At 70.7% G+C, this 14386-nt stretch carries 13 protein-coding genes; all 13 read right to left on the bottom strand.

The features are described 5' to 3' along the window. Positions 1-10: 10 nt before the first annotated feature. The 13 genes from hutG to ACT54X_RS00985 all read right to left on the bottom strand — a co-directional run bounded on the left by hutG (position 11) and on the right by ACT54X_RS00985 (position 14161). A complete protein-coding gene (gene hutG / locus ACT54X_RS01045) occupies positions 11-835 on the bottom strand; it encodes an N-formylglutamate deformylase (RefSeq protein ID WP_294366346.1) in 825 nt (274 codons plus the stop codon). Positions 836-952: 117 nt separating this feature from the next. Continuing rightward, complete coding sequence (locus tag ACT54X_RS01040; RefSeq protein WP_476344534.1) at positions 953-2422, bottom strand: formimidoylglutamate deiminase; 1470 nt, start codon at positions 2420-2422, stop codon at positions 953-955. Next, positions 2419-3642 carry an imidazolonepropionase gene (gene hutI / locus ACT54X_RS01035; protein WP_476344532.1) on the bottom strand — a complete coding sequence of 408 codons (1224 nt, stop codon included), beginning with the start codon at positions 3640-3642 and terminating at the stop codon, positions 2419-2421. Before hutI ends, ACT54X_RS01040 begins: the two co-directional genes overlap by 4 nt. Next, positions 3639-4214, bottom strand: coding sequence for a HutD/Ves family protein (locus ACT54X_RS01030; protein ID WP_294366340.1), 576 nt, complete (start codon positions 4212-4214; stop codon positions 3639-3641). Before ACT54X_RS01030 ends, hutI begins: the two co-directional genes overlap by 4 nt. Before the next feature lie 28 nt (positions 4215-4242). After that, the gene (locus tag ACT54X_RS01025; RefSeq protein ID WP_294366338.1) at positions 4243-4911 is read right to left on the bottom strand and encodes an amino acid ABC transporter permease; all 669 of its coding nucleotides are present in this window, start codon (positions 4909-4911) and stop codon (positions 4243-4245) included. Between the two features lie 26 nt (positions 4912-4937). Further along, positions 4938-5687, bottom strand: a complete 750-nt coding sequence (locus ACT54X_RS01020) for a transporter substrate-binding domain-containing protein (RefSeq protein ID WP_294366337.1) — start codon at positions 5685-5687, stop codon at positions 4938-4940. Positions 5688-5771: 84 nt separating this feature from the next. Continuing rightward, positions 5772-6530, bottom strand: coding sequence for an IclR family transcriptional regulator (locus tag ACT54X_RS01015; protein ID WP_294366335.1), 759 nt, complete (start codon positions 6528-6530; stop codon positions 5772-5774). A 117-nt stretch (positions 6531-6647) separates the two neighbouring features. After that, positions 6648-8378: a urocanate hydratase gene (gene hutU / locus ACT54X_RS01010; RefSeq protein WP_294366333.1), complete on the bottom strand. Its 1731-nt coding sequence runs from the start codon at positions 8376-8378 to the stop codon at positions 6648-6650. A gap of 44 nt (positions 8379-8422) precedes the next feature. Continuing rightward, entirely contained in the window at positions 8423-9970 is a 1548-nt protein-coding gene (gene hutH / locus ACT54X_RS01005; RefSeq protein WP_294366332.1) for a histidine ammonia-lyase, read from the bottom strand. Between the two features lie 56 nt (positions 9971-10026). Continuing rightward, entirely contained in the window at positions 10027-10818 is a 792-nt protein-coding gene (gene hutC / locus ACT54X_RS01000; protein WP_294366329.1) for a histidine utilization repressor, read from the bottom strand. 761 nt (positions 10819-11579) lie between these two features. After that, positions 11580-12371 (bottom strand): ABC transporter ATP-binding protein, encoded by a 792-nt coding sequence (locus ACT54X_RS00995; RefSeq protein WP_294366327.1) that lies wholly within the window; start codon positions 12369-12371, stop codon positions 11580-11582. 8 nt (positions 12372-12379) lie between these two features. Next, positions 12380-13195, bottom strand: a complete 816-nt coding sequence (locus tag ACT54X_RS00990; protein WP_294366325.1) for an ABC transporter permease — start codon at positions 13193-13195, stop codon at positions 12380-12382. After that, on the bottom strand, positions 13196-14161 hold the full coding sequence (locus ACT54X_RS00985; RefSeq protein ID WP_476344527.1) for an ABC transporter substrate-binding protein: 966 nt from the start codon (positions 14159-14161) through the stop codon (positions 13196-13198). Between the last annotated feature and the right edge of the window lie 225 nt (positions 14162-14386).

Raw genomic sequence — 14386 nt, 5'->3', positions numbered from 1 at the left:
GGATGGCCGCTCATGCGCGCGCTCCGTCGGCAAAGGCCAGCATGGCCTCCAGCATGCGGCGCACGGTGGGCTGCACGCGCGCGGCCACGTCGGGCAGGTAGTCGAAGGGAAGGCGTTCCTGCATGTAGCTGCTCTGGGTCATTTCGAGCTGCACCGCATGCACGCCGCGTGCCGGCTGGCCATGGTGGCGGGTGATGTAGCCCCCGGTGAAACGGCCGTTGAGCACGCTGGTGTGCGCCGTGTCGGCGCGGGCGATGGCCAGCAGTTGTTCGGCCAGCTGCGGGTCGCAGGCCGCGCCCTGGGCCGTGCCCAGGTTGAGGTCGGGCAGGGTGCCTTCGAAGAAGCGCGGCAGCACCGAGCGGATGGAATGCGCGTCCCACAGCATGGCGATGCCATGGGCGGCGCGGATGCGTTCGAGCTCCTCGGCCAGCTTCGCGTGGTAGGGCACCCAGATCGCCTCGCGGCGGGCGGCGATCTCGGCCTCGGTGGGCTGGTCGGCCGGGTCCGCGTACAGCGGCGTGTCGTCGAAGGTGTCGACGGGGCACAGGCCCGTCACGCTCTGGCCCGGGTACAGGCTGGCGCCGTCCGGCGGCCGGTTCAGGTCGATCACATAGCGCGAATGCGTCGCCACCAGGACCGAAGCGCCGAGTTCGTCGGCGAAGTCGTAAAGGCGCTCCAGGTGCCAGTCGGTGTCGGGCACCTGGCGGGCCTCATCGGTCAGGCGCGCAGCCAACGCGGGCGGCACATGCGTGCCGACGTGCGGCATGGAGATCAGCAGCGGCCGCGTGCCCTGGCGGAAGCGGAAGGGGGGTTCGGTGGTGGTGAAGGCGGTCATGGCAGAAGCGAGTGTGAAGGCGGCCGTGCGCCCGCGCTGGCGCGGGGGCACGGCACCGAAAAGCAAAGGGGTTCGGGCGCGCTCATGGGCCGAGCTCCGGTGCGGCAGAGCCGGCGCTCAGGCCCCACCGGCCAGCAGTTCGCGCCGGGCCTGGACGAACGCCCGCTGGGCCTCGGCGCGCAGCGGATGGCGGCCGGCATCGACCGTCTTGCGGCCGGCCACGTACGCCTGCGCGAGCGGGCGCTGGCGGCCGGCGGCGAAGACATGGGCCGACAGCATCTGCGGCGCCTCCAGCCCGGCCAGCACCGGATGGGCCGCGTCGAGCACGAGCATGTCCGCCTGCTGGCCCACGGCCAGGCCACCGAGCGCGCGGCCCGACGCCTGTGCGCCGCCGCCCACGCCCGACAGCCATAGGGCGGTGGCCACATCGGGCTGCGCCGCGGTGGCGGCCACGTTGCGCTGGCGGCGCAGCAGGCGCTGACCGTACTCCAGCATCAGCAGCTCCTCGGCCGCATCGACGCAGGCATGGCTGTCGGAGCCGATGCCCCAGGCGCCGCCGCCGGGCCGCCTGCCGGCGCCGGAGGCCGTCGAGGACGCACCCTGCCGGGCAGCGGGGTCCGGTTCTCCGTCGCCGCCACCGGCGGTCCACCGCGGCAGGTCGAACAGGCCGTCGCCCAGGTTGGCCTCGGTGGTGGGGCACAGGCCCGCCACCGCGCCGGTGGCGGCGGCGCGACAGTATTCGTCGGCGTCCATGTGCGTGGCATGCACCAGGCACCAGCGGGCATCGACCGGCGCATGGTCCAGAAGCCAGGCGACGGGGCGCTGGCCGCTCCAGGCGACGCAGTCCTCCACCTCCTTGGTCTGCTCGGCGATGTGGATGTGGATGGGCGCGGTCGCGTCCTGCGCGGCCAGGCCGGCCAGCGCGTCGCGCAGCGCCTCGGGCGGCACGGCGCGCAGCGAATGCGGCGCCAGGCCCAGGCGCGCGCCCTGGGCCTCACAAACCGGACGCAGCGTTTCGAGCAGCCGCAGCATCGACGCGGTGCTGCGGATGAACCGGCGCTGGCCTTCGGCCGGCGCGGCGCCGCCGAAGCCGCTGGTCTGATAGAGCACCGGCAGCAGCGTCAGGCCGATGCCCGCACGCTCGGCGGCGCGCAGCAGGGCGCGGGCCAGCTCGGCATCGTCGGCGTAGGGATGGCCGTCGGTGTCGTGGTGCACGTAGTGGAACTCGCACACCGCCGTGTAGCCGGCCTCCAGCATGTCGACGTAGAGGCCGAAGGCGATGGCTTCCAGCTGCGAAGGGCTCAGCCGCAGCGCGAAGCGGTACATGAGGCTGCGCCAGCTCCAGAAGCTGTCCTGCGCCTCGGCGCGGTACTCGGTCAGGCCCGCCATGCCGCGCTGGAAGGCATGCGAATGCAGGTTGGGCATGCCGGGCAACAGCGGGCCTTCGGCACGCGGCATGCCGGGCTCGGCGGAGGCGCCGGGCTGGACGGCGGTGAGGCGGCCGGCGGCGTCCCAGTCCAGGCGCACGTCGCGCGCCCAGCCGCCAGGCAGCAGGGCGTGATCGGCGAAGAGGCTCCCGGCGCTCAAAGCGCGCCCTCCGCGATCCTGCCCTGGCGGATGACGCAACGCACGGGCCGCTGGCCGAACCAGTAGGCCAGCTCGGCGGCCTCCTGCACGTTCCACAGCACGAAGTCGGCGGCGCGGCCGACGGCCAGTTCGCCATGCGTGGCCGAAATGCCCAGCGCCCGCGCGGCATGGGTGGTGACGCCCGCCAGCGCCTCGGGCACCGTCAGGCGGAACAGGGTGCAGGCCATGTTCATCATCAGGAGCAGGCTCAGGCAGGGCGAGGTGCCCGGGTTGTGGTCGGTAGAGACGGCCATGGGCACGCCGGCCGCGCGCAGGCCGGCGATGGGCGGCAGCTGCGTGTCGCGCAGCGTGTAGTAGGCGCCGGGCAGCAGCACGGCCACGGTGCCGGCCTGCGCCATGGCCGCGATGCCGGCGGGCGACAGGTGCTCGATGTGGTCGCAGGAGAGGGCGCCGTAGCGTGCCGCCAGGGACGCGCCGCCCATGTCGCTGAGCTGCTCGGCATGCAGCTTGACCGGCAGGCCCAGCGCCTTTGCGGCCTGGAACACGCGCTCGGTCTCTTCGAGCGAGAAGGCGATGCGCTCGCAGAACACGTCCACCGCGTCCACCAGGCCTTCGGCATGCAGCGCGGGCAGCATCTCGCGGCAGACGAGGTCGATGTAGTCGCTGCTGCGGCCCGCGTATTCGGGCGGCAGCGCGTGGGCGCCGAGGAAGGTGGTGCGCACCGTCACGCCATGGGCGGCGGCCAGGCGGCGGGCCACGCGCAGCTGCTTGCGTTCGTGCTCCAAGGCGAGGCCGTAGCCGGACTTGATCTCGATGGCGCACACGCCCTCGGCCAGCAACGGCGCAAGGCGGGCGCTGGCGGCGTCGAACAGCGCGTCCTCGCTGGCCTCGCGCGTGGCCCGCACCGTGGAGACGATGCCGCCACCGGCGCGCGCCACCTCTTCGTAGCTGGCGCCGGCCAGGCGCATGGCGAATTCGTTGGCGCGCTGGCCGCCGTAGACCAGGTGGGTGTGGCAGTCGACGAGGCCCGGCGTGACCAGCGCGCCGCCGCCGTCGTGGCGGGGCAGGGCGTCCGCGCCGGGCGGCAGCGCATCGGGGGTGCCTCGCCACACGATGCGGCCATCTGCCACGGTCAGCGCCAGCGGCTGGCCGTCGCTGCCGCGCAGGCCGGTCCACAGGCCGTCGGCGCTGGGGCGTTGGGAGAAGGGCAGGGCGGTCATAGCGGCATCAGGCGGATGGCGATCAGGCGCGCCTCGCCGCCCTCTGTGTCAGGCACCGCCTCCGCGGGGCCCGCGACATCGGCCCACCAGAGGCCTTGGCCCGCTTCCAGCGGCGCTGCGGTGCCGGTGCGCCAGGTGCCCGAGACCGCCAGCAGCAGCCCGTGCGGCGCGCCGGCCAGGCGCACCGCATGGTCGTGCACCGTCAGCTCGGCCTGCCAGCGGCCGCGCCGCGTCATCAGGTTGAAGTCGGTCGAGGTGCTGCCCAGCCGACTGCAGGCGATGGCCGCCTCGCCGGCAAAGGCGAAGGGCTGCAGCGGCACGTCCAGCCGGTGGTCGATGCCCTCGCCGGTCAGGTGCAGGCCGTTGCCCGCCAGCAGCAGGATGCGGCGGTCGATGCCGGCGAAGGTGGAGAAGGGGCCATCGGCATCCACGGTCGCCACCGAGCAGCGCCAGCCGAAGTCCTCCAGCCCGGCGCCGGGCGGCCAGCAGGCGATCTCGCGCGTGCGGCCGCCGCCGTTCTTCCAGGGCGTCGCCGGGAGCCGGTCGAGGTCGAAGCGGTGCAGGGTCGTCATGGCGATGTCTCCGTGGGCGGGTGTCACTTCAATGCACCAGGCCGCCTTGACGCAGCCGGCGTTCGAAGTGGCGCAGCACCAGCGTCACCGTGCCGGTGAGGGCGAAGTACACGGCCGCGATGGCCAGGTACACCTCCAGCGAGCGGTAGGACACGCTGATGATCTTCTGGCCCTCGTGCATCACGTCGTGGATGGTCAGCAGCGAGACCAGGGCCGAGTTCTTGATGAGCGCGATGAACTCGTTGCCCAGCGGCGGGATCATGCGCACCACCGCCTGCGGCAGGATGATGTGGCGCATGGCCTGGCCCGGCGTCATGCCCAGGGACTGGGCGGCCATGGTCTGGCCGCGGTCGATGGACTGGATGGCACCGCGCACGATCTCCGACACATAGGCGCCGCTGTACACGCCCAGGCCCAGCACGCCGCACAGGAAGGCCGGCAACAGCAGCCCGAAATGCGGCAGCCCGAAGAACAGGATGAACAGCTGCACCAGCAGCGGCGTGCCGCGGATCACGGCCACATAGGCGGTGCACACGCTGTAGAGCCAGCGGCGCTGCGGCCGCAGCCGGCCGATGCCCACCGCCAGGCCCAGCACGCAGCCCAGCAGCAGCGCGCAGGCGGTGATCTCCACCGTCACCAACGTGCCGCGCAGCAGGTCGGGCCATCCGGCCCAGACCGGCGAGAAGTCCAGATCCATCATTGCGTCCTGGGGTCAGCCGTGCATTACTTCGACGCAGGGAACCACTTCTGGACGATGGCGGCATAAGAGCCATCGGCCTTCATCCTGGCGAGCGCGTCGTTCACGGCCTTCGTGAGCTCGGGCGTGTCCTTGCGGATGGCCATGCCGTATTCCTCGGTGGTCAGCTGCTCGGGCATCACCTTCAGGCCCGGCCGGGTGCGCACGTACTGGTAGGCGGCGGGCTTGCCGGTGACGGCGGCGTCGGTGCGGCCGACTTCCACCAGGTTGAACATCTCCTGGTTCTTCTCGACCTCGAGCAGCTGGGCCTGCGGGTACTTCTCCTTGAGGAAGCTCACCGACTTGGTGCCCACCTGCACACTCACCTTGCGGCCGGCCAGGTCGGCGGGCGACCTGACGGTGGTGTTGTCGGCCTTGGTCATCACCACCAGGCCGCCGGCGTAGTAGGGCACGGTGAAGTCGACCACCTTGCGGCGCTCGTCGGTGATGTAGATGGCCGAGACGGCCATGTCGGCGCGGCGCGAGACCAGGGCCGGGATCAGGCCCTTGAAGTCGATGTCGATCCACTCGACGGGCCGGCCCAGCTGCTTGCCGATGGCCTCGACCATCTCGGTGTCGAAGCCGGTGCGCTTGCCGTTCTCGATGTATTCCATCGGCGGGAAGGTGGCATCGGTGGCCACGCGCAGCGGCTCGGCGGCATGGGCGGCGGTGCCGGCCAGGGCGAGGGTGCCGACGAGGGCGAGCAGCAGGCGGCGGGGCAGGGGGCGGGACATCATGGGATCACTCCGGGAACGTTGGAAGGGAGAAGAACGGAAGGCGCAAGAAAGAAGGGAGCGGGCTGGCTGGCGGTGCGGTCCCGCTCAATGCAGCAGCAGCCGCCGCGAGATGCGGGCGCCCGCCACCACGGTCATCTGCACGAGCGCGGCCTCCTGGTGCCGTGCACGCAGGATCGGGGCCATCAGCGTCAGCACGCCGGCCGCCTGGTGCGAGGCGCCCATCAGCGGCACGCTGCAGCCCCAGACGCCGTCGTCCACTTCGCCGGCGCTCAGGGCATGACCGGTCTGGCGGATGGTGTCCAGCTCGGCTTCGGCCGCGGCGCGTTCGGCGGTGCCGGCGCCGTACTGCGCGTCGAGCACGGCGGCCCGCGCGGAGGGCGCCAGGTGCGCCAGCAGGCACTTGGCCGAGGCGCCCGCGCGCAGCGGCACGCTGCGGCCCTTCTCGAAGGAGCAGCGCAGCGACTGGTGGCTCTCGACCATGTCCAGGCAGATGGCCTGGTCGTTGACGGCGACGATGAGGCCCACGCTTTCATGGGACTGGCGGGCCAGCTCTTCCATGGTGGGCCGCGCCTGGCGCATGAGCTCGGACGCCAGGTCGAAGCCCAGCGCCATCTGCAGGCTGAGCGGCCCCGGGGCATAGCTGCCTTCGCGCTCGATCACGAAGCCCCAGCGGCGCAGGCGCGCCAGCTGCCGATAGAGGGTGCTGCGCGTCAGGCCGGTGTGGGCGATCAGCTCGGCCGCGGTGAGCGGCCGGCCCTGCCGCGCCAGCACGGCCAGCACCTGCAGCACGCGGTCGGCGGCAGGAACGGCGGCAGCAGCAACGGGGGGCGCAGGCGAGGCCATCCGTCCAGTATCAAAAAAAGCCATCGCGATGTGCACCACCCGGTCCCACGCGGTGGGACTGGGCAGCGGTTTTTGTGGCGCCTTCTTTCTTCCCGCGCGCTGGAGCGCGCGAGCCGCTCAGCGCACCATCGGCAGGTTGAGCCCGAATTTCTTCGCGGTGGCCACCGCCAGCTCGTAGCCGGCGTCCGCGTGGCGCATCACGCCCGAGGCGCAGTCGTTGACCAGCACGCGGGCCAGGCGGCGCTCGGCGGCTTCGGTGCCGTCGCACACGATCACCATGCCGGCATGCTGCGAATAGCCCATGCCGACACCGCCGCCATGATGCAGGCTGACCCAGGTGGCGCCGCCCGCGGTGTTGAGCAGCGCGTTGAGCAGCGGCCAGTCGCTCACCGCATCGGTGCCGTCCTTCATGCCTTCGGTCTCGCGGTTGGGGCTGGCCACCGAGCCGGTGTCCAGGTGGTCGCGGCCGATGACGATGGGGGCCTTGAGCTCGCCCTTTCGCACCATCTCGTTGAAGGCCAGGCCGGCGATGTGGCGCTCGCCCAGGCCCAGCCAGCAGATGCGCGCGGGCAGGCCCTGGAAGGCGATGCGCTCGCGCGCCATGTCCAGCCAGCGGTGGGTGTGCCTGTTGTCGGGGAAGAGCTCCTTGATCTTGGCGTCGGTCCTGTAGATGTCCTCCGGGTCGCCCGACAGCGCCACCCAGCGGAAGGGGCCCTTGCCCTCGCAGAACAGCGGCCGGATGTAGGCGGGCACGAAGCCGGGGAAGTCGAAGGCGTTCTTCACGCCCTGGTCGAAGGCGACCTGGCGGATGTTGTTGCCGTAGTCGACCGTCGGGATGCCCATGGCCTGGAAGTCCAGCATGGCCTGCACATGCACGGCGCAGCCATCGGCGGCGGCCTGCTTGAGTTCGGCATGGCGCGCCGGGTCCTGCGACGCGGCACGCCATTGCGGCACGCTCCAGCCCACCGGCAGGTAGCCGTTGATCAGGTCATGCGCCGAGGTCTGGTCGGTGACCAGGTCGGGCTTGGGGCCGCCGGCCTTGGCGCGGCGCACCAGCTCGGGCAGCACCTCGGCCGCATTGCCGAGCAGCGCGATGGAGACGGCCTCCTTCTTCGCGGTGTGGTGCGCGATCAGAGCCAAGGCGTCGTCGATGTCCTTCGCCTGCTTGTCCACGTAGCGGGTGCGCAGGCGGAAGTCGATGCTCGTCTGCTGGCATTCGATGGTGAGCGAGCAGGCGCCCGCCAGCGTGGCCGCCAGCGGCTGCGCGCCGCCCATGCCGCCGAGCCCGGCCGTCAGGATCCACTTGCCCGACAGGTCGTTGCCGTAGTGCTGCCGCCCGGCTTCGACGAAGGTCTCGAAGGTGCCCTGCACGATGCCCTGGCTGCCGATGTAGATCCAGCTTCCGGCAGTCATCTGGCCGTACATGAAGAGGCCCTTGCGGTCCAGCTCGTGGAAGTGCTCCCAGTGGCCCCACTTGGGCACCAGGTTGGAGTTGGCGATCAGCACCCGCGGCGCGTCCGCATGGGTCTTGAACACGCCCACCGGCTTGCCGGACTGCACCAGCAGCGTCTCGTCCTCGCCCAGCTTCTTGAGCGATTCGAGGATGGCGTCGAAGCATTCCCAGTTGCGCGCCGCGCGGCCGATGCCGCCGTAGACCACCAGGGCCTGCGGGTTCTCGGCCACCTCGGGGTCGAGGTTGTTCTGCAGCATGCGGAAGGGCGCTTCGATCAGCCAGTTCCTGCACGACAGGTCGGTGCCGCGCGGCGCGCGCACGACGCGGCTGGGGTCCACGCGCGGGTCGGCGAGGGCCGTGGCGGTGCGGGCGATGAAGTTCTCGGGGGCGTTCATGGCGGTGCTCCTTGGAAGGTCGGTGTGTCGGTCGATCGTGCGGTTCAGGCGATGTGGCTGGGTAGCAGCGTCAGCAGCGGGGCGGGCAGTTCGGCGGCCAGCGCCCACTGGCGCATGGCCTCGATGTCGGGCGCCAGATAGCGGTCGCGCTCGACGAAGGCGACCTGGCAGCGGATGCGGGCGATCTCGGCTTCGATGACCGCAGAACTGCGTGGCGTGGTCTCGGTGCGCTTCAGTTCTATCCCCTGCGCGGCGGCCATGGCCTCGATGCCGATCACCACCGCGGTGTTGTTCACCATCTCGCCCAGCCGGCGTGCCGCGAAGGTCGCCATGGACACATGGTCCTCCTGGTTGGCCGAGGTGGGCAGGCTGTCCACACTGGCGGGATGGGCGAGCGACTTGTTCTCCGAGGCCAGGGCCGCGGCCGTGACCTGCGCGATCATGAAGCCGGAGTTGAGCCCGCCGTCGCGCACCAGGAAGGGCGGCAGGCCCGAGAGGCCCGAGTCCAGCAGCAGCGCGATGCGGCGCTCGGCGATGGCGCCGATCTCGGCCACGGCCAGCGCGATGATGTCGGCCGCGAAGGCCACCGGCTCCGCATGGAAGTTGCCGCCGGAGATGACCTCGCCGGTGTCGCAGAAGACCAGCGGATTGTCGGAGGCGGCATTGGCCTCGGTCACCAGCACGCGGGCGGCATGCGTCAGGTTGTCCAGGCAGGCGCCCATGACCTGCGGGATGCAGCGGATGGAATACGGGTCCTGCACCCGGCCGCAGTCGGCATGGCTGGGGATGATGTCGCTGCCCTCCAGCAGCGTGCGCACCGCGGCGGCCACGGCGATCTGTCCCGGCTGGCCGCGCGCGGCATGGATGCGGGCATCGAAGGGCTTGATCGAGCCCTGGATGGCCTCCAGCGAGAGTGCGCCTGACATCAGCGCCGAGGCGAAGACCCTCTCCGCGCCGAAGAGCCCCGCCAGCGCCAGTGCCGTCGAGACCTGCGTGCCGTTGAGCAGCGCCAGCCCCTCCTTGGGGCCGAGCACGAAGGGTTCGAGCCCGATGCTGCGCATGGCTTGCGCACCGCCGACGACGCGGCCGTCCAAGAGACGCGCCTGGCCTTCGCCGATGAGCACGCAGGCCAGGTGCGCCAGCGGCGCCAGGTCGCCCGAGGCGCCGACCGAGCCCTTGGCCGGGATCAGCGGCGTGACGCCGGCATTGAACAGGGCCAGCAGCGCGTCGACCAGCGCCGGCCGCACGCCGGAATGCCCGCGCGCCAGGCTCACGGCCTTGGTGGCGATCACCAGCCGCACGACCTCGGCCGCCAGCGGCTCGCCGGTCCCCACGCTGTGCGACAGCACCAGGTTGCGCTGCAGCTCGGCCAGGTGATCGTGGTCGATCCTGGTGCTGGCCAGCTTGCCGAAGCCGGTGTTGATGCCGTAGACCACGTCGTCGTGGTCCACGATGCGCTGCACGGCGTCCTGCGCGGCCTGCATGCCGGAGCGCACGCCTTCGTCCAGCGCGAGCGTCAGGCCGCCCTGGTGGATGCGGCGCAGGCTGGCCAGGTCGACCTGGCCGGGATGGAGGGTCAGCAGGGTGGTCATGGCAAGTTGTCTATACAGGTTGTGACGTGCGAAAGCGAAGCGGGAGCGCGGGGCCGTCAGCCCCAGCCGGGATTGCCGTCGGCGCGGAAGCGACTGCCCAGCCGGTAGCGCGAGGCCGGATGCAGGCAGCGCACCAGCGTGATGGGCGTGCCGCGCGACCACGTACGGCGGCTGAGCAGCAGGCAGGGCTCGCCCGCGTCCATGGCCAGGCGCGCGGCCTGCTCGGGCGAGGGCAGCACGGCGTCGACCAGGTGCTCGATCTGGTCGAAGGGCACGTGGCGCACCAGGTATTCGCTGGGCGGCATCAGCGAGAAGTCCTGGTCGAGGAAGGCCGGCACCATGCGCGGGCTGACCCAGCGGTCCTCCAGCTGCACGGGGATGCCGTTCTCCAGATGCAGGCAGAGGCAGTGGAAGAGCGATTCGCCCAGGCGCACGTCCAGCCAGGCGGCGATGTCGGCGGGTGCGGCGATGCGCTCGGCCGCCAGCAGTTCGAAGCCGTAGTCGTGGCCGCGGCCGCGGATCTCGCTGGCGATGTTGGCGATCTGCAGCAGGGTGGACTGCGGCTTGGTCTCGGCGACGAAGCTGCCCACGCCGGCCACGCGCTTGACGCGGCCTTCGTCCACCAGTTCGCGCAGGGCGCGGTTGGCAGTCATGCGCGAGATGCCGAACTGCGCGACCAGCTCGTGTTCCGACGGCAGGCGGTGGCCGGCGGGCCATTCGCCACTCTGGATGCGGCGGACGATGTGTTCCTTGACCTGCTCGTAGAGGGCGAGGGACGGGTTGGGGGAGGGAGCCGCGTTGCGTGGTGCAGCTTCGGCTTGGCGCTTGGTTCTGGAGGCTGTGGTCATGGTCGGCCTCCTGGGTTGCGTGCGGTCTGCGCTTCTGCTTCTAAGCGAGCTTGCGGGTTGATCCGGGCGCATTCGGGCTTGCGCGCCAGAGCAGCCGGCAGCCCGTGGGCAGCGGTGCTTCGGTGGTGCGGTCGTGCACGCCGATCCAGCCGCGGCTGGCTGTTGCTCCCTCTCCCTCTGGGAGAGGGCTGGGGTGAGGGCCTGCGGCGCTGGTGAGTGTCGGGCGTCAATGAGGCAAGGGGCGGCCCCTCACCCAACCTCTCCCCAGAGGGGAGAGGAGTGAAAGCCCAAGGCCAGGCCGAAGCCGAAGCCGAAGCCGAAGCCGAAGCCCAGTCAGAAAACCGGGCGTGCGGTTCCCCGGTCCCGATACCGACGCAGCGTCCCCAGCGCGCGGGGCCGGGGCCGGCTGGCGCGGGCGATTTGCGGGGTGGCGAGAAGCGCAGGCCGGGGCGAGGCGCGCCTGCCGAAGGACAGGCGTGCTTCGTGCGCTGACTCGTCGCAGTTGTCTGAGCGGAGCGCGCCAGCGCGCAGCGAGTTCTGCGACGCGAGCCCCGGCCGAGCATCGCAGCGGAGTCGGCGCAGCCGACCACCCCGCCATGAGCCCGCGGCAGCCGGCCCCGGCCCCGCGCGCCGCCCCAGGCACCCGTCAGGACCCCACCCAACCCCATCACAGCATGCGCGCGACGAAGCAGCAGCAGCAGCGCGGCCAGGCTACGCGCGCCGCCCCCGACATCACCCTGACTGCGCCGTACCAACATCGCTCAATGCTCCGCCGCCGCCATCGACTCCGCCCGGATCTCTTCCGTCAGTTGCGCCTTGAGCGCCATGAACTCCGGCGTGGTCTTGAGCGTGTAGTGACGCGGATGCGGCAAGTCCACCGCGATCTCGGTCTTGATGCGGCCCGGCCGGGCGCTGAACACCGCCACCCGGTTGGCCATGAAGATCGCCTCGTCGATGTCGTGGGTGACGAACAGCACCGTCTTGCGCTCGGCCTCCCAAATGCCCAGCAGCAGCTCCTGCATCAGCACCCGCGTCTGGTTGTCCAGCGCACCGAAGGGCTCGTCCATCAGCAGCATCTTGGGGTCGTTGGCCAGCGCACGCGCGATGGCCGTGCGCTGCTGCATGCCGCCCGACAGCTGCTTGGGATAGTGCCGCTCGAAGCCGCGCAACCCCACCTTGGCGATGAAGTAGGCCGCGCGCTCCTTCTGCTCGGCCTCGGCCATGCCGCGCTCGCGCAGGCCGAAGCGGATGTTCTGCTCGATGTCCAGCCACGGAAAGAGCGTGTAGCTCTGGAACACCATGCCCCGATCCGCGCCCGGCCCCGTCACCGGCCGGCCGTCCAGCAGCACCTGGCCACTGGTGGGAAAGTCCAGCCCCGCCACGATGCGCAGCAGCGTCGACTTGCCGCAGCCCGAGGGTCCGAGGATGGTGACGAAGTCGTTCTCGCGCACGTCGAAGTCCACCGGCAGCAGCGCCTGCGTGGACTGCCCCCGCGCGCCGGTGAAGGTGCGCGAGACGCCGCGGATGGCCAGCTGCACGCCGGCTTCTTGCATGTTGCCGCTCATAGCGAAGCCCAGGCGAACAGCCGACGGTTGACGGCCTTGAACAGGAAGTCCGACACCAGCCCGATCAGGCCGATGACGATGATGCCGAAGATGATCTGCCCGGTGTTCAGCAACGCCTGGCTGTCGGTGATCATGTGGCCGATGCCCGAGGACGAGCCAATGAGCTCGGCCACGATCACGTAGGTCCAGGCCCAGCCCAGCACCAGGCGCAGCGTCTCGGCGATGCCCGGCGCCGCGCCCGGGATGAGCACCCGCCGCACGATGCCGCCGCCGCCCGCGCCCAGCGTGTAGGCGGCCTCGACCAGGTCCTTGCGGGCGCTGCCCACCGTCACCGCCACCATCAGGATGATCTGGAACACCGAGCCGATGAAGATCACCAGCAGCTTCTGCGCCTCGCCGATGCCCGCCCACAGGATCAGCAGCGGGATGAAGGCCGAGGCCGGCAGGTAGCGGCAGAAGGAGACGAAGGGCTCCAGGAAGGCCTCCACCGGCTTGTAGGCGCCCATCAGGATGCCCAGCGGCACCGCGATGACGGCGGCCAGCAGGAAGCCGCCGAACACCCGCCACACCGTCATGCCGATGTCGCCGATGAAGCCGTACTCGGTGAACAGCAGCACCGCCTCCTTCACCATCGTGACCGGGCTGGCCAGGAAGGTGGGCGACACGTAGCCGCCCAGCGTGAAGAAGGCCCACACCGCCACGAAGAGCACGAAGAAGGCCACGCCCAGCAACCAGCGCGTGCGCGGGCCGACGGGCTCCAGCGGGGTCATGACGGAACGGCGGGGCACGGCGGCAGACTCACGCAACGGCATTTACTTGATGTACGACGCGTCGTAGGTGGCCTTGAGGTCCTCGGGCGCCTTGCGGATCACGCCGGCCTCCAGCAGGATGGGCACCGACTCCTTCATGAACTGCTCCAGCTCGCCGGAGAAGAACTTCTGGTTGGCGGCCTTGTCCTGCCAGCGCAGGTACTTGGACGAATTGGCGAAGGCCTCGCCGGTCTGCTTGACGGCGGAACCCATGATCTCGTTGGCCTTGGCGGGCTCGGCCTTGATCATCTCCAGCGCCTCGAAGTACGACGCGGTGAGCGCCTGCGCCGCCTTGGCGTTGGCCTTGAGCCAGGTGGGCGCGCAGCCCACGGTGTCCATCACCATCGGGTAGTCGAGCGTGGTCGCGAGGATCTTGCCGGACTGCGGTGCGTTGCGCACCGTCGACAGGTAGGGCTCGTAGGTCATGGCGGCGTCGTTCTGGCCAGCCACGAAGGCCTGGGCGGCGGCCTGCGGCGCCAGCGTCACGGTCTTCACGTCCTTCAAGGTCATGCCGTTCTTGCTCAGCATCCAGGCCAGGCCGAAGTAGGGCGCAGTACCGGGCGCATCGACGCCGATGGTCTTGCCCTTGAGGTCGGCGAAGGACTTGACGTCGCCCCGCACGGCGATGCCGTCGGCGCCGTAGGACTTGTCCATCTGGAAGATCTGCACGATGGGCACGCCATTGGCGTTCCAGGCCACATGCGTCTCCACGGTGGTGGCGGCGCACTGGATGGCGCCGGAGGCCAGGGCCAGGTGGCGGTCTTTCTGCGGGATCATCTTGATCTCCACGTCCAGGCCGTTCTTCTTGAAGATGCCGGCCTTGTCCGCCAGCGTCAGCGGCGCGAAGCCGGTCCAGCCGGACATGCCGAGCGCGATCTTCGTCTCCTGCGCGGCGGCGGGGCCTGCGGCGCAGGCGAGGGCGGCGGCCGCGGCCACCAGCGATGCGATCTTGAAGACGGTCTTGGCCATGCGGCCCTCCTGTGGTGTGAATGGCGGAACAACAACGAACATCGGTGCGGGCGACCTCGCCAGCCGGGAGCGCGCGCAGTCTGAGGCGACCTGCCACACCTGTATATACAGGACAACCCGCAGCGCCACCTGATCGAGAGCAGGAGCAGCGCAGGAGGAAAGTCCCGCTTCGGTGCATCGGGCGAGGGCGCGCACCAAAATGTTGTCTATACAGGCAGCGGCGGG

It is taken from the genome of Pseudacidovorax sp. DMC4 (assembly GCF_056314265.1).
Note: the sequence above shows the minus strand (reverse complement) of the source record. Positions and strands in the feature narration are given on the sequence as shown.